We start from the raw sequence: 22,188 nt of genomic DNA on the forward strand, positions 1-22,188 counted from the left end.
GGGATTTGGACATAAATATTTTGTGAAATGGATCAATCTTAAGTTATCAGCCAATTATAACGGCTTATTTTTTCTTAAAGAATTCGTTGCCTTCATAGAATTTATCTTTTTATCAGAGAAACATTTTTGCCTGTGGGCTTTTGAATAATATGTTGTGTAGATCTTTTAAGCTTTTTTGGATGAGAATAGAGGTTCCTTATGATACGTTGTCGTTAAAGAAGACTAAATATCGCTCGGGATTGTCTGTTGATCCTATGCTTAATAAAGATCAGGCGGTTCAATGTGTCAAATATGAGCTGTCAGCTGAAGGTTGGAAAAAAGCTATGGGGAAAGAGCCTTCTGCAAAATATCATGTCAGCAGTATGAGGCATGCAATCATAGTGCCTGGAGGCAAAGGCTATCCGCATCTGACTATCGATATTGATGCTATGCAGTTTACCAGAGATCGAAGACTGCTGAAAGTTGAGTTTTCAAGAGCGCATTACAGTAGCGAGGAGAGGGGTTTTCGGATCGCTTTTTCTGATCAAGGCAGAGGCCAAATGAAAGCGGAAGGTTATGTGCCGAGAAATATGGATAAAATCTTGTCATCCATACAGTCTTGGATTGGCCATTTGCTTCCGAATTTGGTGTTTACGGATGACAAAGGACGTGATGTGTCTCAAATCAAAAAGGAAAGAGGATTTTTTCAGCAAGAAAGTCCAAAACCTGTGAAAAAAGAGTCCGGAAGTCCTCAACCGACAACATTGCATACACCTGAAATTCCAGTATTTGAGCATAAGAATCCTTTTGAGTCGATGGAGGTGGAGTCTATGCCTATGGTCAAAGGAGTTCCAAAAATTAATATAGGGGCTGTTGGAGAAGGTAAATCGGAGGCTAAAGCTCATTCGGAATCACCCAAGTCGAAAAAAGGCAAGAGAAAAAAGAAGAAGTTGGCTGAAAAAGATGACTTGGGCACTGAGGAAGGTTGGGAAAAGATGCTCCGCGAAGTGGAAAGCATATCGCCATCTACCACGCCTGAGTCAAGTCCTACGCCTAGGCATCGAAAACATCGAAAAGCCGTGGCAAGTCCGACGGCAAGTCCATTGAGCATAGTGGTTTCGGATTCTGAGAAAATCGCACGGCTTAAAGAATGGGAAGAGTTTTTGAGCATAGAGGATTTTGATGATTTATTTGAAGAGCCTGATTTGTCATCGCTTTCTCAAGAGGAAATGTCGCAGGTATTTGGAGTTTATAATGAATGCTTTGAGAAAAAAGGTAAGTTTAGCTTAAAGCAAAATGATAGAATGCTGGCCAAGATTGGAGAGATGACTGAGAAAATGCAAAAGCTGAGGCGAATCATGTCCACAGTCAAAAGCATTGGTGGTAAAAAACAACGAGGAAAAGAGCTGTTTTCTAAAGGTTTGGAAGAATTGCGAGTGGAAAGCGAGAAATTGGTGCCCACGGATTTGCATTGGATTCGTCCAAGGCATTTGGTTCCTGACGCAGTGGAACGAAAAACGGAGGAACAACTGTCTGCATTGAAATTAGCGATTGCTTTGATGTTTAAGACAATGAATATTACTTTCATGAAGCTTCGCATGCAAGAGTATTTTGGCATGGGCTTGGCTTCGCTCAATCACCTGAAAGAAGTGAGTGGAGAGTTTGCTCCAGCTTTTTCACGATGTTTTGAGCATTGTTTTGATATAATGAATCATTTTAACGCAGTGATAAGAATGGATCCGCGTTCGGGCATGCCTTCTGATGCTCTTAAAAATCCTGGAGAAATTTTAGCTCTTCAGCAACGTCAAAATTTCGTAATGAACAAAGTGCAATGGGATATTGATTTTTTTGGAGCGATATCAGAGCGCATGTCGCAAATTGTCCAAAACACCCATGCTTATGAAAGCAGAGAGTGGGATGGATTGTGGGAAGTAGTCAAACCATTGGCGATGAGAATACCTAAGGTAAATCCTGATAGTCACATCCCGCATTCACAGGGACTTGACGCTTTGTTTTTTGAATTTTTAGAGAAAATAATTCAAAACTCTAGTGCTTGATCCATTATTGATTTGAATTATGATTTTTCTTTTTCAATTTCAAGAAAAAATTTCCAAACATATTGCGAAGAAAACTAATCATATTGGATTTGGATGAGACATTGATCCATGCGACCAGAGAGCCTAGAGATGATTTGTGGGATTTTGAGTTGAATGTCTATAAAGTCTATATCAGGCCTTATTTGAGCCAATTTTTGGAATCAATTATCACTGACTTTGATGTCGCGGTTTGGTCTTCAGCTTCGGATGACTATGTGCATCAAGCGGTAACATGCATATTTCCTCAGGATTACCCTTTACTTTTTGTTTGGGGACGGTCGCGATGCACATTGAGGCGTCAAAGTATTTTTGACCAGATGGATTTCATGTACGCTTCTGATCATTTAAATTATGTGAAAAGACTTAAAAAGATCAAGAAAAGTTTTGGCATACCTTTTTATGACATGCTAATAGTGGATGATACTCCATCTAAGTCGGTCGAAAATTACGGTAACGCGATTTACCCCAAAGCATTTAAAGGTGAAAAAGACGATGCCGAACTTCTATTATTGACAAAGTATCTTTTGACATTGAAAGATGTTGAAAATGTCAGAACGATTGAGAAAAGGTATTGGAAAGATGAACTTTAATTTTTAAATATTTTACGATGAGAAATTTGTTGTTAATGTTAATGTCAGTAATGCTATTGAGTTGTAGCGATAGTCAAACTCAGAGCAAGAATTTCACAGCTGTGGATATTGCTCAAGGAAATTTGCTGGGAGCGGGAGAGGAAGGTATTCAGCAAGAAAATGTTGTGATTAAAGATGAGAAATCTTGGAATGAATTATTGAAAAAAATGGACAAGGTGAATGATGTTTCTTCTCATTTTTCCAGACAGAAAGTCGATTTTAACAAAAATATGATTATTGCCAGTTTCGAAGGAGTGAAGAGTTCTGGAGGCTATGGCATAGCACTTAAGGTAAAACCTGATTCTGATAAAATAATCGTTGAGGTCAAAAGGATTTCTCCAGAAGGCATGGCATCCATGCAAATGACACAACCTTATCACATTATTGAAATACCAAAGTCAAATTTGCCGGTAGAGTTCGTTAATGTTGATTAGCATTTAAATATGGTTTGGGAATGGCTTCGACGTTTGCACACCATTCCCAAATCGCCTAAAATAAGAAAAATGTCGCTGTTCCAAAGTAAATGAGCATGCCCGTGATATCGACTATGGTGGTGATCGCGGGAGAAGCGACCACCGCGGGATCTCCGTTTAGTCTTTTGACGATAAGAGGCATCGTTGCGCCTATGATTGTGGACACGATTACTTGCAATGAAAGAGCTAGTGCTATCACGCTTCCTACTTGAAGCAAAGAAAATCCTTCCGGCAAGACGGCATTATTGGAAAGCAATGATACTTTTCCGAGTGTTACAAGACCAAGACAAAGAGAAAGCATGAAGCCAACGCGAGCTTCTTTGAAAATCACTTTAAACCAGTCCGATAGTTTGATGTCTCCAAGCGCAAGAGCGCGTATGACAACTGTTGCGGCTTGACTACCTGAATTTCCTCCAGTATCGGCTACCATCGGCATGTATAGCGCTAATATAATCAAGCTTTCCAATGCTTCTTCGTATGAATGAAGAATTACGCCCGATATCAAGCCCATGATGGCCAGTGATAAAATCCACAAGACTCTTTTTTTGAAATGTCCCCAAGCGGAAGTTTGAGAATATGTATATTCATTTTCATCAGGAATGATACCCATCAATTTCTCCAAATCCTCGGTTTGCTCAGCTCTAATAATTTCGATAGCGTCGTCATGGGTTACAATTCCGGCAAGTTGCATCTCGTTGTTAAGTACTGGTATGGCAACCAAATCGTATTTTTCGATTTTTTTTGCGACAATTTCTTGATCTTCGTATATGTTCGCCCAGGCAAAATCATCGTGCAGAATATTTTTCACAAGTTCCTCAGGCTTTGCCAAGATCAAGTCCTTTAATGTGACAAAGCCTCGGAGCGTCTTATTGCTGTCTACCACATACACGTAGTAAATGGTCTTTTTGGAAGGAGAATCTCTTCTAACTTTTTCGATCGCTTCGCTTACGGTCATTTGTTCGCGTATCGAAGCAAAGTCGGTGCTCATAATCCCTCCGGCGCATTCTGGATCGTAAAGATTCAAATGATAAACATCCTCTCTGGTCGCCTTGTCCAAAAATGGCAATAGGCTGGCCTGTTGCTCAGCAGTCAGCGATTGATAGAAATCGACACGATCGTCGGATTTCATGGCGATGAATACCTTGGAAAATTCTCTTCTTTTGAGAGCGTTGAAAATGTCTAATTGAATCGTATTGGAGAAGTCGCTGTAAATATCGGCTTGTTCTGCTCGTGTAAAGCAGAGCAAAACGCCAATTGTCGCTTGTAATTCAAGCGTAGCCAAGTATTCAGAGATTTCAATAGCAGGCTTTTGCTTGATATTTTCGTATATATTCGAGTATTCTCCAGAAATATGTTGAGTAGAATCAAAATTAGCTCGTTTCATCATCGAATTCGAGTTAAAGTAATTGAAAAATCAGTTAAAAATCGGTGTTTTTAGACTCTACTGGGGGGTAAATAATGCGGTTGAGCTTCGAAAAAAGTATGATTGCTGTGATTGTTAATACTGCTTGTTTTAAAATCAACTTTTGAAGCAAGGTTGTGGATGGTTTTTATATGTTTTGAATAAAAGTTTGTCATGATAAAAATCCACTTTAGGTTGTTGTGTATTTGCAATATTTTGAGGTACGCCTTTTCTGGCTAGTCAGTAAGGTTTATTGCCTTGTTTTTAACGATGACAAATTTACTTTTATTATTTAATTTCAAAAGTCTTTTGAACTAATTTAGAATTTGTATTCTGATAAGAAATTGTTAAGTGATAGAAATTAGTTGTTTTACATTATTAATACGGGAAAAAGAATTGTATTTGCTTAGGTAATGTTGGAATGAAAAGTGCCTGAACTTTGGAACTTGTTTCCATTTGTTCAGGCACTTAAGTATTTTATTATCTTATTAACTTTACGGCGTTCCCAATGATGCGCTTTGTTTGTCATTCAGATTAGACCAAATCAATTTGATAAGATCCTCGCTATTCTCAGGAGTCATTTCATCAGTTTGATAGAAAACAACTTCTTTATTGTCATTAATTAGAATCACCGCCGCTTTATTATTCAAGTCAGTAAGATTCCAAGCTTTTTTCAATATGTGAGACGGATCTGTATAGACCTTGGCTCCTTTGTCTTTGTAGGCTTCTTCTTCTCTTCGAATCATGAACCTTACGATGCCATTAGGCAATAAAGGGGCGTCTTTTAAATTGACAATGCCGTAGCAATGGAATATCTCTGTAGGGAAATCTTCCTCGGTTAATCTATCATAAAATTCTCGATTGTATTTGGGCTTGTCCGGATCTATATAAAATAATAGGACCAATTTTTCTCCAATTGAAGGCAAGGGCACAGGATCGTTGCTTGAGTCTCTAATATCGACTGCCTCTACTTTATCTCCTAATGCGATTCCTGATTTTTCTTTTTTGCTTTTCTTTCCAGCACTTGCTTCTTGTGTGAAAATCATACTAATCATTGCGATAGCAAATATTGGAAATATTTTATGGATGAATTTCATGTTTTTGATCTTTCTTTGATTAGAATAGGGGAAATAGTCTTGAAAATAACGAGAAACTATTCAGGCTTATTGCTGAAATAGAATAGGCCAAATAGATTTAGCTGTTGGATTCAAGTGTTTGTTATGGCTGTGCCATGTGAAAAATATCCTTTTGGAAAGGTTTCAATGAGGTTTTCGAAGTGAGTTTTCATAGATTATGAGTTTAGTGTTGCTTGATGCTATATGGCATAAGCGGTTTTCACTATTGATACACTTCAAGGTGTTTTTCCCCTACGAAAGATGCTTATAAAGAAGATGAGTATGCCGGAAATTGATGGATTTGGGTGTATTGATTATTGTTGTAATGGCAACAAATATGCTGTATGCCATTTGTCAAAATGATATATTGGGCTTTGATGATTTGGTTGTAAGCCTCAATTTGATGAAAAACTTTTTGATCCAATTTGACTTTTGAGGCCTTGCATTCTACCAAAAGCAAGTTTTCTCCTTTGTTGTTCATTACTAATATGTCGGATCTTTTGGTAAGTTTATTGTACTTCAAGCCGCTTTCGAGTGCGAATAAAGGCTTGGGATAATCGAGGTGATTAATCAAAAAATGCATGAAATTCTGCCTTACCCATTCCTCTGGAGTCAATACCAAATATTTTTTTCTGACGATATCAAATATTTCCAAAGATTTTGCGCCTTGGACAATTTTCAAGGATGCTTCGGGAAGGTTGAGTCTTTCCATATGATTTTTTGCCCAATATTAACGATTTTATAACAATATTGCCTCCCTTGGGAAATAAAAGTACACAGAGAATATGATTTAAAGCAAAAAATCTTTAGAATCGTATCGAAATAGAGAGAAGAAAAGTACAATAATTTAATTGAGATGCTAGAGGCCGGATACCAACCTTTTGTTGTGATATTGACAATTATAATGCTGTTTATTTGCATTTACAAAGAGGTGTTTAGGGCTTCAGTTTGTTTTCTTTTGGCGATTCTTGTATTTATGGTCACTGGGCTTCTGAGTGGAGAAGCATTGTTGGAAGGATTTTCGAATCAGATCATAGCTGTGATTATCTTGTTGATAGTCATTACGGCAGGTTTAAGAAAGAACTTTAATATTGAGAAAATATTTGACAAGCTTTTCAAGACGCAGTCCAGCTATCAGAGTTTTATCTTTCGAATGATGACCAAGGTGGCTTTTATTTCATCATTTATAAATAATACACCAGTAGTGGCGCTAATGACTCCCTATGTTTACGAGTGGGGGAAAAGGAATAATATCTCACCTTCCAAATTGCTGATACCTTTATCTTTTGCCACGATTATGGGAGGTATGTTGACTATCATTGGTACATCCACCACGCTAGTTCTTAATGGTTTTCTGTTGAGCAATGAGTTGCCTGAAATTGATTCCTTGCACTTACTATATGTAGGCCTTGCTGTTGTAACAACCGGTATTTTGTTCATCACGTTTTTTGGAGACAAACTTTTGCCAAATAACACGGATGCTTTGGAGAAATTTTCAAATAACAAGCGAGAGTATTTGGTGGAGACAGAGCTTGAATTGAATTCGATTTTGATTGGAAAGACAGTCGCAGAGGCTGAGTTAAGAAATTTGCAAGGAATTTATCTGGTGGAAATCATTAGAGATAACAAATGCATATCGCCTGTGACTCCGCAAGAGGTTATTCAAAAAAACGATTTGTTGATTTTCGCTGGAGACACAAATCAAATAGCCACTTTGGTTAATTCCAACAAGGGAATAAAAATTCCAAAGCATGGCGCCAAAGATGGCTTTGAGAAAAATATACAGGTTATTGAAGCAGTGGTTGGCTTTGAGTCCACACTCCTGAATCAAACTCCTAAAGAAATTGGCTTCAGAAATAGGTACAATGCCGCGGTGATTGCCATTCATCGAAATGGCAAGAGGCTTTCCGGTAAAATCGGAAATATGAAGTTGTTGGCAGGGGATTTATTGCTATTGTATGCTGGTCCTGACTTTTCCGCTAAAGTTGATTTTTACAAAGACCTTCATGTGATTACCAAGATTCGAGAGATTAATAATCTTTCTGTCGTGAAAAGTTTGTCTTTGCTTCTAGGAGCACTGATAAGCATTGGCTTGGTGATAATCAATTTCATTTCGCTTTTTGAGGGCTTGTTCATAATATTCGCTTTGATGGCCGCAATGAATTTGATCAATATCAAAGACGTGAAAACGAGCATTGATCTTGACATGTTGGCTATATTGGTGTTTTCCTTGGCGATAGGAAAAGTAATTGTCGATACCAAGACAGGGGAGTTGGGAGCTTCGCTATTAATCGACTTGCTGATGCCTTGGGGCAATGTGGCTATTTTGGCGGGTGTAATGTTGATCACTACGATTTTGACATCCATGATTTCAAATGTTGGAGCTGTATCGATTACATTCCCTCTGGCTTATGGTATCAGTTCGCAATTGGGAGTAGATGGAGCGCCATTGTATTTGATTATCGCTTTCTCGGCTTCAGCGGCGTTTTTAACGCCTGTTGGTTACCAGACAAATTTGATTGTATTTGGTCCAGGTGGATACACATTCAAGGATTTTTTCAAAATTGGACTGCCCATGACTATAGTATATTTGTGCACAGTGATGGCTATGATATTGATGATTTATAAAACGGAAATTTTTGGAATATGAGGAACTTGCTTATTTTGATTTGTGTCGGGACAATGCTTTTCTCTTGTCAAGGAGGAATTGATTTGAAGGGTTTTGACTCTGCAAGTTGGAAAGGGGATCGACATGGTTGCGAAGCTTATCGTTCTTCAATATATAAAGATATTGTGGAGCAAAGAGAGCAAGTGTTGGGAAAAACTATCCGAGAAGTCAATGGCTATTTTGGCAACCCAAACATTACTGAGCTTGCTAGAAAAGATCAAAAATATTATTTGTATCAAGTGACAAAAGATTCCACTTGCCAAGGTTTTGATTCCGATACTAAGCAAATATACTTGAGACTGCGATTTAGCGCCGTTGGCATAGTTAATGAAGTTACACTAGATATCAAGAATTGACGATATCTATGAAGCTAAGAATAAGGCTCGAGAAAATCGCCCATATGCGAGTGATTTATCCCGAGTTTGTTATTGACACAATCGATTATCCTCGTTTGGAAGGAAAAAATACGCAAGAAATTAGAAATTATGTGGTGAAGTATCTCTCTGAGTTCCCTTCTCAGAGTGGTGCCTATGACAACTTGAAAGAGGAGTTGGAAAACCAAAAAGATTATTATCCCTTGAATGGAGACGAGGACTATCAGATTTATATAGAAAAGGAAGACGAGAGGGCGTCTGGCTAAATAAAATCTCGCATTCAAAATTTGGGCAAACAACATTATTGTTGCGCTGTTTTAATGGCAATGACCATTAAAATCTAGTAACATGAAAGCGGATATCGGAATAAGCGACGAGCATAAGCGCAAAGTATCACTGATGCTAAATACCCTTTTAGCAGATGAATTTGTATTGTACACAAAAACCAAAAAGTATCATTGGAATATGCAAACTATGGAATTCATAGCTTTGCATGAGTTTTTTGATACATTAGCGGAGGAGTTATTGGAGATTATTGATGAAATTGCCGAGAGAAATCGTCATATAGGTGAGTTTTCCATAGGTTCTTTGGATGCTTTTTTGAAAGTTACTAACCTCGTGGAAGATGAGTCGGACAGCAATATTGAGCAGATGATTACGAATCTGGTTAAAGATCATGAAACGATTATACGATATGCAAGAAGGCACATGGATGAAGTGAACGATATATTTAAGGATGCGGGTACAGCCGATTACATGTTGAAATGGATAGAGGCGCATGAAAAAACAGCTTGGATGTTAAGATCTCACTTGAAATAATTTTCAGTCTTGCCTCAATGTTAAGAATGATGAATAAATAATAATAATTGAACTAAATTTCTTGATTTTAATTTAATTCGATTATATTTGTTTTGGAACATTAGAGTACAAATAAATGGCTGTCAGTCTAATTGAAAAATTTTGCATGGTAATAAGGTATTACTGACAGCCAATTTATTTAAGCGGATTTAGGTTTCAAAAACTTGTCTTTCAAGTATTGATACCATTTTTTACCCTTCTTGTCTTTTATTTCCGTTTTGCTTATTCCCAAAAGAACCCTTCTGATATCATTGGCCTCTTCCATCAACTCATAGCTTTTGGAAGTATTTTGATTGTCAATCACAGCTTTGAATTCTTGAAGTTTGGAAATATAAGCGTCCAAAGCTTCGGAAATATTTCCAGCATTTTGCTGGAATATAGGTGACCACATGGCTGGAGAACTTTTAGCAAGTCTTACAGTCGATGAAAAACCTGAACCGGCCATATTGAAAATGTTTTTTTCATTTTGCTCTTTCTCCAAGACAGTAAGTCCCAAAGCGAAAGAACTTATATGACTAAGATGCGATACGTAGGCAATATGCAAGTCATGCTCTTTTGAGTTCATGTAGCTGACTCTCATTTGGAATTTCTCGCATATTTGCAATATTAATTCCAAGCCTTGCTTATCGCTAAGTTCATGATCGCAGATGATCATCATTTTATTTGTGAATAATGAAGCGAAAGCGGCTTCGGGACCTGAGTTTTCAGTACCTGCGATTGGGTGAAGAGCCAAGAATTGGTCTCTTTTAGCATGGCTTCTCACAGCTTCGCAAATGTCTCCTTTTGTAGATCCTAGATCAATTAGCAAAGCTTTTTCGGGCAATTTTTCAAGCACTATCGGCGCTTGCTTGACCATGATATCAACTGGCGTTGCAAGCACTACCATTTCAGATCTTTTGATCGCTTCGTCTAATTCATCAATTTGATCGATTATTCCAAGTTCTTTGGCTTTTATCGCATGATCAGGATTTTTGTCTACTCCTATTATATTCAAATTATCGAATAATTGGCTTTCCTTCAATCCCAAAGCGAAAGAACCTCCCAACAGTCCAAGACCAATTATAGTAACGTTCATTTATTTCTATTTATGCAATTCAAATTGATTGATTTTTTCCAATTCCAGTGATTCAATTCTTTGATTCACTTCTTGGAGTTTTTCTTGATTCGTGCAAAGTGAAATTCTGATATATCTTTTTCCTTTGTCGCCGAATATGAATCCTGGGGTCAGGAATACATTGTATTCATATAAAAGATAGTCAACAAGGTGCTCAACATCCATAACCTTGGAGTTCACTTTGGCCCAGATAAACATTCCTGTTTGGCTTTGGTCAAATTCGCACTCCAGCTTATTCAGTATGTCAAAGACCAAAGACTTTCTTTCGCTGTATTCTTTGTTTCTTTCGTCATGCCATTCTTCGCTTTCTTGCAGTGCCGCAATTGCAGCTTTTTGTGTGCCAAGAAACATTCCTGAATCCACATTGCTTTTCACTTTAAGGATTGCGTCGATATAATCTTTGCTCCCGCTTATCCATCCAACTCTCCAGCCAGCCATATTATGGGATTTGCTTAGTGAGCTTAGCTCAATGGCGCATTCCTTTGCCCTAGGTGAAGAAAGAATACTAATAGGCTTGCTTGTATTGAGAATCAAGCTATATGGATTGTCATGGCATACTAATATTTTATTCTCCAAAGCAAAATCAATGATTTCGTCGAACAATTCTTTGCTTGCCGGTTCTCCTGTTGGCATGTTAGGGTAGTTCACCCACATCATCTTAACTCCCTGAAGGTCTAATTTCTTCATGTTTTCCCAATCAGGAGTCCACTCATCTTCGATAAGCGGGTATCTTATTACTTGGGCGCCAATCATTTCCGCCACAGACTGGTAGGCAGGGTAGGCAAGTTCAGGGACTAGAACTTTGTCTCCCGGATTTAAGAATGCCAAGCTAATATGCGTTATGCCTTCTTTAGAGCCAAGCAATGGCAGGATTTCCTCTTCAGGGTTGATTTCAACATTATATGTTTTGTCATACCAATTCGCCATCTCATTTCTTAAGTCGTCAATGCCTTTATAAGATTGATAACCATGACTGTGAGCGCTATTGGCAGTTTCCACTAAAGCCTTGATAGTGTTTTGAGAAGGAGGCAAATCAGGACTACCGATGCCTATGTTGATGACAGGTTTGCCCTCAAGCATCAGCGCTTTTACCTCTCGCAACTTCTTTGAAAAGTAATATTCTTTGAGTGTGCGTAGTCTATGTGCAGTTTCGATGATCATAGCCAGATGTTTTTATATACTAAGGAGGATTTAAAAATAGAAATAAGGAAATAGGATAGCGTTAAGCTTTTGGGGATTAAGCTTGGTGGTAATAATAATATCGATAAGTGTTCGACGATATGTACTTCTCTAAACGCATCTAAGTTTCTATTCTTTAATGTAGATATTGACAAATGTATGAGCAAAAAAAATAAAAACAAATTTATTCGACATAATTAGTTGCTCATTTGGGCAAAATTCTTGCATACGATTGTTTTGATCTTGTCTTAAGAGTCGGTATTTTGATTTGTGGTATAATATTTTTGCAGAATTTTGTATTACTTTAACTTATTTGTTGTTGGTTAACAATAATTGTGCGGTGAAGTTTATCCTACAAACAAAGCATAATTATCATGAAGAGTAAAAGAGATAAAATTTCGGAAATCACAAGATTTGCAGTGTTTTGGGGACCGCAAAGATCTGATGAGGATGATGGGTCTTACATGGGAGATGGAGAAAGACATATAGGAGATCTTCAAAAGAAAATCGATGATGATATCCATAAGAGAACAACTTTGCCAGGATAATTGTCAACAAGTTGTCTTTAGTTTTTCAGGCTAAAGGCAACTTGATTTTTTTATATAGGGTCAACATCATAGGAGATTCTTACCCTGCTGAACTCGCGTTGTTTATAAAGATTTCCTTCAGTGCTTTTTATTTTATTTTTAATGGAACTCATATTCAGTCCGTTTCTTTCCAGCTTGATTGTAATCTCGTGGATATACATGTTTCGAACTCTTGAAATTAAAGGCTCAAAATATCCAATGGCTCTTTTGCTGCCTAATAAGTTACGAAGTTCATTGTATAGAAAAATGCTTGCAGACCGACTGATGTTCTTGTCTCTGTCCTTAACCATCACTTTTACCAAACGATAAAAAGGCGGGTAATCAAACTTTTGCCTTTCTTTCAATTCATTATAATACATCGACATGTAGTCGTCGCTTTTTAAAAGATCAAATACATGGTGGTTTTCGTTAAAACACTGAATGTAAAACTGTCCATGAACAGATTTTCTGCCTGCTCTGCCTCTTAATTGCGTGAATAGTTGAAAAGCTCGTTCATTGGCTCTAAAATCAGGATTGTATAGAATACGATCCGCGTCAAGAACCCCAACCAGACTAACGTTGTCGAAGTCCAAGCCCTTGCTGATCATTTGCGTTCCAATAAGTATGTCTATATTCCCGTTTTCAAATGACTGAATAATCTTTTCATGGTTGTATTTGTTCTTGGTCGAGTCTTGGTCAAGTCTTTCTATTCTTGCTTCAGGAAGCATGAGTTTAAGATCTTCCTCAATCTTTTCAGTGCCATAGCCCACGAGTTTAATTCTGTTAGATCCGCAATTTGGACAAGTGTGCGGGATGTTTTCCATATATCCGCAATAGTTGCATTTAAGTGAATTGCTATGTTTGTAATATACCAAGTTGACATCGCAACTATTGCACATTGGAATATAATTGCATTCATCACAAGCCAGATAAGGAGAATAGCCTCTTTTATTTTGGAAAAGCAAGCTTTGTTGATTATTCTGGAGGTTTAATTTTAGTGCTCCAATCAGCTCATTGCTGTATTCTCCAGTGACTTTTTTCTTATTCCTACAATCCTTCATGTTGATAAAGGTCATTTCAGGAAGTTTGCCATCAGAGTATCTTTCTTGCAGTGTTGCTAAACCATAGTTTCCGATTTGAACATTGTAATATTGCTCAACGGAAGGGGTTGCGCTTCCCAGCAAGATTTTGGAATGATGAAGTTTAGCTAATACAATAGCGCTGTCCGCGCCATTATATCTTGGAGGCGGATCAAACTGTTTGTATGAAGAGTCGTGGCATTCATCTACTATGATTAAATTAAGATTAGTGAATGGCAGGAAAATAGCGGATCTAACTCCAATAATTACAGAGTATTCTTCTTCAAGCACTTTTCGCCAAATTTCAACTCTCTCATGGTCGTTGTATTTTGAATGATAAACGCCGAGTTTTTCTCCGAAAATGTCTTTAAGCCGATTGACTATTTGAGCGGTAAGTGCTATCTCAGGCAAAATCAATAGAGTTTGCGATTCGTTTTGAATAGCTTCCTGAATGAGGTTGATGTATATCTCTGTTTTTCCACTGCCAGTGACACCATGCAATAAGCAGGTTTTATTTTGTGAAAAAACATTCAAGATTTGCTCTTTAGCGATTTCTTGAGCGGGGGAGAGTTGAAAATCTTTAGTTTTCTTGATATATTTTCTAACACGATCTACTTGAACTTCAAATTGCTCAAAGACCTTTTTTTTAATAAGTGTGTTTAATGAAGATGTGGATATGTCTTTAAGGTTTAAAATTTCTTTTCTTGGAACTCCCTCATTATTAAGGTCAGAGTCCTTGAATATTGGAACTTTTTGCAAATACGAAAGCACTACTTGCAATTGTTTAGGCGTTTTTTCCAGTTGATCAAAGAGTTCTTCCAAATTTGTTTCTACATCCATGTAGTGGGATGTAAGCCTTATTCTCTTTTCAAATTTTGGTTTGTATTTGTCTTTGAGGGACTCAAATATTTGAACAGCTTCTTTATTAATAAGTGATTTTATAATCTTATGAATAGCTTTGATCCCAAGAAGCTTTTGGATTTCATTGTAGCTTAAGTCTTCTTTTGTTTTTAGCTGATTTAGAATCAGGGTTTCTCTTTCAGTGAAGGTGAACGTGTTGGATTCAAAATCAAAGTTCTGGTGCAGTTGTATTTTGGATTCGCTGCTAAGTTTTAATCCTGATGGAATTGCCGCATTTAATACATCTCCTATATTGCTCATGTAGTAGTCTGCTACCCAAAAGAAAAATTTCAATTGTAAGGGAGTGATTATTGGCTTTTCATCCAATATGTCTAAAATAGTCTTTGTCTCATACTTGGGAATTGAATTGTGAATATCAGAGACTATAGCAGTAAGTATTTTGCTTTTTCCAAATTCAACGATTACACGATGGCCCGGCATCAGCCTACCTTCCAGCTCAAAAGGGATCTCATATGTGAATGTTCTAGGTATAGGTACAGGTAGAATCAAGTCTGCAAATCGCATGAACGTCAGGTAAAGAAGTTTTTATTACAATTTTCAATGCGTAAATGTAACTAAATATACTCATAAATCGCATTTGCCTTAACAAAGATAGCTTTCGAAAAGTTAGGTGAAGGTATGTAGTTGGGATTAAACTTAGTTTTTATTAGATGAAGCTTTACTTGAAAGTTGATTACTGGAAAAATTTATTCCTTATTATGGCAATGCTTATTGCTTCAGGAATAAGTTTTAATTCATTTGGAATGAAAACGCCAGTAAATGTTGAGATAAGTGATACATTGAAGGTGTATAATGGCTTGGCGCAAAGCGTAAGTTTTTCGATAAACGTTGGAGGCTTGAATACAAGCATTACATATGACGGGAGCTTGACGCAACCTGTCAATGCTGGAACTTATGAAGTGATAGTGACAGTGATTGATGATACTTTTGAGGGGGCTGATACCGCGACAATGGTGATTTCAAAGGCGAATGCTATCATAAATGTATTGGATTCGGTTGAAGTTTATGACGGTACAACTCAATCATTGACGCTTTCTACCTTTCCATCTTCATTATCAACTATAGTAACCTACAATGGATTGCCTCAACTGCCAGTAAACGCTGGAGATTATGTTTATAGCATAACGATATCAGATGTCAATTATCAAGGAACAAGAACTGGAGTTTTTCGGATAGAAAAAGCTCAAGCAATATTATCCATTACAGATACTGTGCAAACATATTCAGGTACTAATCGCTCATTGAATGTTAATACATTGCCTATTGGTTTGTCGACAGTGGTGACTTATGGCGGTTCTTCCTCATTGCCTGTCAATGCCGGAACTTATGTGGCTAGGGTTGATGTAAATGATCCAAATTTTGAAGGAGGCCAAACCGTTTCATTTATTGTTGAAAAAGCTGTTGCTCCAATAGTTGTAACGGATACTCTGCATGTATATGACGGAAACCCAAAAACACCAAGCGTATCCACAACACCATCAGGCTTGGCATACACTGTGACCTATAATAATTCCTTGACGCCACCTACACAGGCGGGTACATATAATTTGGATATTGTTATTAATAATCAAAACTATCAAGGTACTCGGCATATGGGTTTTGTAATTGAAAAAGCGCCGGTCGAGTTGACCATTTCTGATACAAGCTATATATATGATGGAAATGCTAAAAGCATAACTTTAGCAACTTCTTTGGCGAATGTGAATACTCAAGTGACATATGATGGTTCCTCATCTATTCCTGTCGATGCAGGTATATACGCAGTTGTGGCTTCAGTTGTTGAAGATAATTATAAGGGCACCAAGAATTCGACATTGATTATTCGAAAGGCTTCGGCTTTGGTGAATTTGCAAGATCAAAGTTTTGTTTATAATGGACAACAGCAGTCAGCAAATGTTACTACTCAGCCTGCTGGACTCCCTTTGAACGTGCTTTACAATGGAAATGTTGATTTGCCAGTTAATGTTGGGTCTTATATTATAACAGCTATAATTAATGATGAGAATTACACAGGTAATGCTCAAGCCACATTGACTGTTACAAAAGGAAGAGCACATATAATCGCCATGGATTTAGTGCAGGAATACGATCAAGGTGAGAAGACTCTAACCGTTCAAACAGTACCAACTGCATTAGCTGTTGATTTGAGGTATAATGGGGTCGCTACCAGGCCTATTAACTCAGGAACATATGAAGTGAATGCTAGGGTAATTGATCCAAATTGGGAGGCTGACACAATATTTAATTTTAGAATTTCTAAAGCGCAGACAAGTATTCATATAAATAATCTCAACCAGGTCTATGATGGACAGCCTAAAAATGTGTCATTGAGCATAAGGCCTGAAGGCTTGCCTGTTCAAATTTTATATAATAATTCGAATAGTGTGCCATTGGATGCTGGTACATATAAGGTTGTAGCGGTTGTTGATGAATTTAATTACACTGGTATCGATAGCGCTGAATTTGTGATTTCTAAAGCAGAACAGACGATTGAGTTTAGAAATATAGATGATTTTGATAAGGCTAGTTCAGGAGTGAGACTTGTTGGGGAAGCAAGTTCTGGTTTGGATGTTACTTATGTGGTAGTAAGTGGCAACGCTGCAGAAGTGCAGGGGGATTCATTAAAGCCTAAATCCGAAGGGTTGATAAGGGTGGCTGCCATTCAAGCAGGAAATAATAATTATTTGGCGGCTGATTCAATTATTCAAGAAGTAGAAGTATTGCCTGAGGCTTTTCCTGTTGTTGGTAATGTGTTGAATTTGGCGGGCGATTCAGTTGAATCTGGATCGGTGACAATATATAAAAATTTAGACGGGTTTTGGACTGACAAGGGAGATGTTAATGTGAATAATGGAGTCTATTCTTCCAGATTGCCAAAAGGAGATTATATCTTTCGTTACAATCCTCCGACAGATACATCTATATATTTGGAGACGTATTCGGGTAGCGTTATAAACTGGCAAGATGCTTATGTTAATACTATTAAGGATTCGTCATCAACCATTCAAACTTTTACTGCTGATTATAGGCCAGAGAAAGCAACTGGGGAGACTTCGATTGGAGGCACTTTGTTGAGAGCTATTTCCATTTCAGTAGATGGAGCAAATCCAGTAACGGAAATTTTGCCATTGACTAATTTGTTTTTGCTAAATATCAACAAAAGGTTTGCTGAGCATTATGCTGAATCTGATTCATTTGGGATATTTTCTTTTCAAAATGTGGAGCCAGATGATTATTTGTTGTTGGTGGATTATCCGCAAGATATAAGAGATACTTTCTTGCCATTAGTTAGAATATCCTCCAATGTAGATAGCATGAATGTAACTGTTACCAAGCTATTCAATGGGGTTAATTTGGTTACCAATTTCGTAAACCCTAAAACGGGTGTTGAAGACTTGGTTTCAAGTATAAATGCCGGACCGAATCCATTTGATGAGAAAATTGAACTTGAAGTTGACGAGTGGGATGGAGAGCTTGAGCTTGTTCTCTTGAATTCCATAGGCCAGATAGTTCAGAAAGGGAAAGTGTCTTGTTGTCGTAAATCAGTAACTATAGATACTCAGTCTGTGTCAAAGGGAGTTTTTTATCTTTGCATGTACATGGGAGATAAATCGAAGGTATACAAAATGGTGAAAAGGTAAGTTTAAGTAAAAAGGCCACTATTAAGTGGTGGCCTTTATTTATTTTATCAATATAGAAGAATCTCCATAACTAAGAAATCTATATTCATTTTCAAGCGCTTCTTTGTATATTTTTTTCCAATCTTCTCCAACAAAAGCTGCTACCAATAAAATTAAAGTCGACCTTGGTTGGTGAAAATTTGTAATGATGCCGTCAATTACTTTAAAGTCATATCCAGGGAAAAGAAATATTTCAGTATTTCCATTAATTTCTGAAAGGTTTTTGTTGTCCATTTCTTTCGCAATAGCTTGAAAAGCTTCTTTCATGCTTGGAAGCTCTTCCTTATTGTACTGATATGGACGAAGTTTTTCAACAAAAAAGTCTTGCGATCCTTCAAAAATTAATTTTACCCCATACCAATAGCTGCTTTCCAATGTTCTCATAGAAGTAGTTCCAACGCAATAAATTGGACCTTCATGGTTTACTATATTTTCAACATTTTTTCTAGTGAGAATAATTTGTTCGGAATGCATGGGGTGATCAATGGCGTTCTTTTCTTTTACTGGTTGGAAAGTGCCAGCGCTAACATGCAATGTGAGCTCGTCGAATTTAACTCCTTTTGATTTTATTTGGTCGAGAATCTCATCAGTGAAGTGCAAGCCAGACGTAGGAGCGGCTACAGCACCTTCATTTTTTGAATAAACTGTTTGATATCTAGGCTTGTCATCCTCTTCCGCGTCTCTATTCATATAAGGAGGCAAGGGAACTGTTCCAGCGATGTCAACAAGCTCAGCGAAAGAAACATCTGCATCCCATTCGAACTCGATTTCCATCTTTTTCCTGTTGGAAATTTTAGCTTGTATAGAAATTTCTTTGCCCTCATAAGAGATTGTTCTTTCCAATACATTTCCGTCTTTCCACTTCCTAAAGTTGCCAATGATGCATTTCCATGTGCAATTTCTAGTTTGCTCCATAGCAATGCTAATGATCGGGGAAGGAAGCACTGGTTGAAGCAGGAAAATTTCAATTTGAGCTCCAGTTGACTTTCGAAAAAACAATCTTGCTGGAATTACTTTGGTATTGTTGAAGTAAAGCAAGGCATTGTCGGGAATGATGTCAACTATATTGGGGAACTTTTTATGTTGTATGCTGCCTTTGTCATAGTAAAGCAACTTGGAGTCGTCTCTATTTTGCAATGGATGCTTTGCTATTTTCTCCTCGGGTAAGTCGTATGTATATTCTTTAAGGTCAATTTTTGGTAAATTGATTTGCTTCATTTGTACTGTCTATTTTTTCAAATCAACGTCAAAGGTAATCATAATGTCTTTAAAATGATTCATAAGATGGCAGTAAAAGCGAAAAGGATCGGACTTCATGGATGAAATTCAAATTTTATTTATTTTTGCTACTGCGGTTTTAAAATATTTTTTGCTAAAAATTAATAGTAGTTAAAGTGGGTAAGATTTCGAAGATAGCTCAACTCAGGGCTTTTGATGTCAATGAAGATTTGTTAAATCATGAAAGGCTGATAACAAGCGAGAAATTTTGGGAAGCTAATAAAATAAAAAAGTTAGGGCTATTGACTTCTTACAATATTCAGAATGTTTGTTATGAGCAAAGTCTAGAGCCATTTGAGAGTGAGATTGTTTTTAATGGAGAATCGAAAAGACTTGAATTATATAATGATCGTCCGAATTGTGTCATTGAAGGAAAAGGCGCTATTTCAAAAAATATATTTGTCTCAAAAAATGAATGTGGATTAAATATTCAGATTAGGATTGGAGAAGAAGGCGAAAATGGTGCTTATCAAGTGGATTTGCGATATGATGAAAATAAAAACTGCGTAGGCAAAGAGTTTAGAACCCTTTTGGGAGAGTTGTTTTGTCGTCAAATAAATGAGTTTAAAGGTGGTAAATTGATTACAAGCTATGGGAATTATCATCGTAAGGAGTATGGGCCTTACTATGATGAATTCAGATATCGGATAAAGTATAGCAAGTATAAATTCAATAAACAAGTTTGGATTTCAAGATTTGCTGATGCTGAAATTTCCTATGATTTTGGGGTATCAACAGAATCTGTATTTCAAAAAAGAGAAATTGAAAAATGAAAATAAAGAATTGTATAATAAAAAAACATATTTTAAAGTTTAAGTTTCTTGCCGGGACTTCAAGGGGCGTTCTTAAAGAAAAAGAAACATGGTTTGTGAAACTGATAGGAGATAATAATGAATTTGGAATAGGGGAGATTGGCCCGTTAAAAGGCTTGAGTATAGATGATCGCCCGGATTTAGAAAAATGCATCGATTCAGTTTGCCACGAACTGGAAGGAAAAGAAATTCCTCAAAAAGAAGCATTGCTTGATTGGTTGAAATCGAATATTGATCAAGATTTCCCTTCGATCAGATTTGGAGTTGAAACAGCTATTTTGGATTTGCTTACAAAAGGCAATATGAAAGTTTTTGACTGCGATTTGATCGATAGTCATATGCCAATTCCGATAAACGGATTGGTTTGGATGGGAGATGAAAGCTTTATGATAGAGCAAATTGAAGCTAAACTGAGAAGTGGCTTTGATTGCATTAAGATGAAAATTGGAGCCATTGATTTTGAGACGGAAATAAAGCTGTTGAAAAGTATCCGAGATAGGTATACTAAGGATGAAATTGTTCTTAGAGTGGATGCTAATGGAGCTTTTAGCCCGAGAGATGCATTAAATAAGCTTGAGATCTTGAGTTCACTCGATATTCATTCAATAGAACAACCTATTAAAGCAGGGCAAATTGAAGAAATGTCGAATCTATGCAATAAGACACCATTGCCTATCGCCTTGGATGAAGAACTGATAGGCATTGATAAGAAAGAGGAAAAAGCAATATTGCTTGATCGTATACAGCCTCAGTTTATCATCTTGAAGCCAACATTGGTAGGAGGTAATTTATCAGCTGGAGAATGGATAGAATTAGCCGAAGAAAGAAATACCGGTTGGTGGATGACATCTGCTTTAGAGTCTAATGTTGGTTTGAATGCAATTGCTCAGTACACAAGTTATTTACACACAGCCATGCCTCAAGGACTTGGCACTGGCCAGCTATATTATAATAATATTGAGTCGCCTTTGGTCATAGAACAAGGAAAGCTTAAGTACGATCATTCTTTAGAATGGAACAATCCTTTTGATTAATTATGAATATCCAACACTAGTTTGTCGCTGCCTGAGTTATAGATTTTGGCATAGTCGTGTTTTTGTGATTCATCTAATTTGTCATAGTGATACGTATAAATTCTTTCGTAAGTTTCGGTGTTTATCCAAAATTCTTGTGGAGGAATTTCTCCTACTTTTTTGAAGTTCATCATTAAATATGATCTACCATTTCCCCAATCCTTGTCGATATAAGTCATGATGTCATCTGGGGAAAATGTGTTAATAAAATGCTTGATCAATTTGCTCATTCCTCCAGTGACTGTTATCCCAGATTTGTTGCAGTGTCTGATCAATTCATATGAATAATGAACTGAATCCTTGTCTTTCATTAACAATTTTTTCCCAAAGCCAATGACTGAAACGATTTCGCCTTCATGCACAAGAGCAAATTTGTGCTTGGTGTTGATAGGAATATTTAGATGATGTCGTTTTAAAAAGTCAATAAAATCAATTTTATTAATAGCTTGAATACTCGTTTTTCTAGCGAATATCGTTTTATTTTTCCCTGCGAAAGCTAAGACTCTGGCTTTTACAATTTCCTGTTTTGATTCCCATTGATCTTCCCAAATATGGATGATTTTTTCAGTTTGTTTTGCATGATTTTTTTGCCAAACTAATTCTTCAATCAATTTGTCAGGTTGTTCTATAAAGTCATTTATTAAGTGTAGTGAAATGATAAAGTTGGAATTTTGAAGCTTGATTAACCTTCTTTTGCTATCAAGCCTTGAGTTTACTTGATAGTTAATATTGTTCAGATTTAAGAAATCAAGAAATTGTTTAATCATGCTTCAAATTTAATTAAAAACGCAAAAAATCTCAAGAATACGCCGATTGAGGGTGAAAAAGGGTTTAAAACTGGCACTTAAACATGAATATTTTATATATTTATAGCTAAATGAAGTTTAATATA

The 22,188-nt window shown here is 36.9% G+C and carries 19 protein-coding genes; 11 read left to right on the plus strand and 8 right to left on the minus strand.

Annotated elements, in window-relative coordinates; translation table 11 throughout:
* Positions 1–179 precede the first annotated feature (179 nt).
* The 3 genes from AABK36_RS08820 to AABK36_RS08830 all read left to right on the plus strand — a co-directional run bounded on the left by AABK36_RS08820 (position 180) and on the right by AABK36_RS08830 (position 3,138).
* A complete protein-coding gene (locus AABK36_RS08820) occupies positions 180–2,036 on the plus strand; it encodes a hypothetical protein (protein WP_309939533.1) in 1,857 nt (618 codons plus the stop codon).
* A gap of 62 nt (positions 2,037–2,098) precedes the next feature.
* A complete protein-coding gene (locus tag AABK36_RS08825) occupies positions 2,099–2,665 on the plus strand; it encodes an NIF family HAD-type phosphatase (protein ID WP_309939534.1) in 567 nt (188 codons plus the stop codon).
* Positions 2,666–2,682: 17 nt separating this feature from the next.
* Positions 2,683–3,138 carry a protease complex subunit PrcB family protein gene (locus AABK36_RS08830; RefSeq protein WP_309939535.1) on the plus strand — a complete coding sequence of 152 codons (456 nt, stop codon included), beginning with the start codon at positions 2,683–2,685 and terminating at the stop codon, positions 3,136–3,138.
* A gap of 55 nt (positions 3,139–3,193) precedes the next feature.
* On the opposite strand, the gene mgtE is transcribed toward AABK36_RS08830, so the two are convergent.
* The 3 genes from mgtE to AABK36_RS08845 all read right to left on the minus strand — a co-directional run bounded on the left by mgtE (position 3,194) and on the right by AABK36_RS08845 (position 6,406).
* The gene (mgtE, locus tag AABK36_RS08835; RefSeq protein ID WP_309939537.1) at positions 3,194–4,564 is read right to left on the minus strand and encodes a magnesium transporter; all 1,371 of its coding nucleotides are present in this window, start codon (positions 4,562–4,564) and stop codon (positions 3,194–3,196) included.
* A 509-nt stretch (positions 4,565–5,073) separates the two neighbouring features.
* Positions 5,074–5,676, minus strand: a complete 603-nt coding sequence (locus AABK36_RS08840) for a YtfJ family protein (RefSeq protein ID WP_309939538.1) — start codon at positions 5,674–5,676, stop codon at positions 5,074–5,076.
* A 283-nt stretch (positions 5,677–5,959) separates the two neighbouring features.
* Positions 5,960–6,406: a type I restriction enzyme HsdR N-terminal domain-containing protein gene (locus AABK36_RS08845; RefSeq protein WP_309939539.1), complete on the minus strand. Its 447-nt coding sequence runs from the start codon at positions 6,404–6,406 to the stop codon at positions 5,960–5,962.
* A gap of 144 nt (positions 6,407–6,550) precedes the next feature.
* Between AABK36_RS08845 and AABK36_RS08850 the strand changes: the two genes are divergently transcribed.
* The 4 genes from AABK36_RS08850 (at position 6,551) to AABK36_RS08865 (ending at position 9,555) form a co-directional block, all read left to right on the plus strand.
* Positions 6,551–8,344, plus strand: coding sequence for an SLC13 family permease (locus tag AABK36_RS08850; RefSeq protein WP_309939540.1), 1,794 nt, complete (start codon positions 6,551–6,553; stop codon positions 8,342–8,344).
* Complete coding sequence (locus AABK36_RS08855) at positions 8,341–8,718, plus strand: hypothetical protein (RefSeq protein ID WP_309939541.1); 378 nt, start codon at positions 8,341–8,343, stop codon at positions 8,716–8,718. The genes AABK36_RS08850 and AABK36_RS08855 overlap by 4 nt, the downstream gene beginning before the upstream one ends.
* A gap of 8 nt (positions 8,719–8,726) precedes the next feature.
* Positions 8,727–9,002, plus strand: coding sequence for a hypothetical protein (locus AABK36_RS08860; protein ID WP_309939542.1), 276 nt, complete (start codon positions 8,727–8,729; stop codon positions 9,000–9,002).
* A gap of 82 nt (positions 9,003–9,084) precedes the next feature.
* Positions 9,085–9,555, plus strand: coding sequence for a Dps family protein (locus tag AABK36_RS08865; RefSeq protein WP_309939543.1), 471 nt, complete (start codon positions 9,085–9,087; stop codon positions 9,553–9,555).
* A gap of 178 nt (positions 9,556–9,733) precedes the next feature.
* Here the strand turns inward: AABK36_RS08865 and AABK36_RS08870 are convergent, their stop codons facing one another.
* Positions 9,734–10,669 (minus strand): prephenate dehydrogenase, encoded by a 936-nt coding sequence (locus tag AABK36_RS08870; RefSeq protein ID WP_309939544.1) that lies wholly within the window; start codon positions 10,667–10,669, stop codon positions 9,734–9,736.
* Between the two features lie 6 nt (positions 10,670–10,675).
* Positions 10,676–11,869: a pyridoxal phosphate-dependent aminotransferase gene (locus AABK36_RS08875; protein WP_309939546.1), complete on the minus strand. Its 1,194-nt coding sequence runs from the start codon at positions 11,867–11,869 to the stop codon at positions 10,676–10,678.
* A gap of 392 nt (positions 11,870–12,261) precedes the next feature.
* Between AABK36_RS08875 and AABK36_RS08880 the strand changes: the two genes are divergently transcribed.
* The gene (locus AABK36_RS08880) at positions 12,262–12,435 is read left to right on the plus strand and encodes a hypothetical protein (protein WP_309939547.1); all 174 of its coding nucleotides are present in this window, start codon (positions 12,262–12,264) and stop codon (positions 12,433–12,435) included.
* Between the two features lie 50 nt (positions 12,436–12,485).
* Here AABK36_RS08880 and priA read toward each other — a convergent pair whose 3' ends face one another.
* Positions 12,486–14,957: a replication restart helicase PriA gene (priA, locus tag AABK36_RS08885; RefSeq protein WP_309939548.1), complete on the minus strand. Its 2,472-nt coding sequence runs from the start codon at positions 14,955–14,957 to the stop codon at positions 12,486–12,488.
* A 146-nt stretch (positions 14,958–15,103) separates the two neighbouring features.
* Here priA and AABK36_RS08890 point away from each other — a divergent pair, with 146 nt between their 5' ends.
* Entirely contained in the window at positions 15,104–18,094 is a 2,991-nt protein-coding gene (locus AABK36_RS08890) for an MBG domain-containing protein (RefSeq protein WP_309939549.1), read from the plus strand.
* Between the two features lie 39 nt (positions 18,095–18,133).
* Here the strand turns inward: AABK36_RS08890 and AABK36_RS08895 are convergent, their stop codons facing one another.
* On the minus strand, positions 18,134–19,351 hold the full coding sequence (locus AABK36_RS08895) for an S-adenosylmethionine:tRNA ribosyltransferase-isomerase (RefSeq protein WP_309939550.1): 1,218 nt from the start codon (positions 19,349–19,351) through the stop codon (positions 18,134–18,136).
* A 176-nt stretch (positions 19,352–19,527) separates the two neighbouring features.
* Here AABK36_RS08895 and AABK36_RS08900 point away from each other — a divergent pair, with 176 nt between their 5' ends.
* Complete coding sequence (locus AABK36_RS08900) at positions 19,528–20,184, plus strand: hypothetical protein (protein WP_309939552.1); 657 nt, start codon at positions 19,528–19,530, stop codon at positions 20,182–20,184.
* Positions 20,185–20,279: 95 nt separating this feature from the next.
* Complete coding sequence (locus AABK36_RS08905; protein WP_309939555.1) at positions 20,280–21,257, plus strand: o-succinylbenzoate synthase; 978 nt, start codon at positions 20,280–20,282, stop codon at positions 21,255–21,257.
* On the opposite strand, the gene AABK36_RS08910 is transcribed toward AABK36_RS08905, so the two are convergent.
* On the minus strand, positions 21,254–22,063 hold the full coding sequence (locus AABK36_RS08910; RefSeq protein WP_309939557.1) for a hypothetical protein: 810 nt from the start codon (positions 22,061–22,063) through the stop codon (positions 21,254–21,256). The two genes, AABK36_RS08905 and AABK36_RS08910, sit on opposite strands and share 4 nt — an antisense overlap.
* Positions 22,064–22,188 lie beyond the last annotated feature (125 nt).

Origin of the sequence: Aureibacter tunicatorum, from assembly GCF_036492635.1 — a bacterium.
Lineage (GTDB): Bacteria > Bacteroidota > Bacteroidia > Cytophagales > Cyclobacteriaceae > Aureibacter > Aureibacter tunicatorum.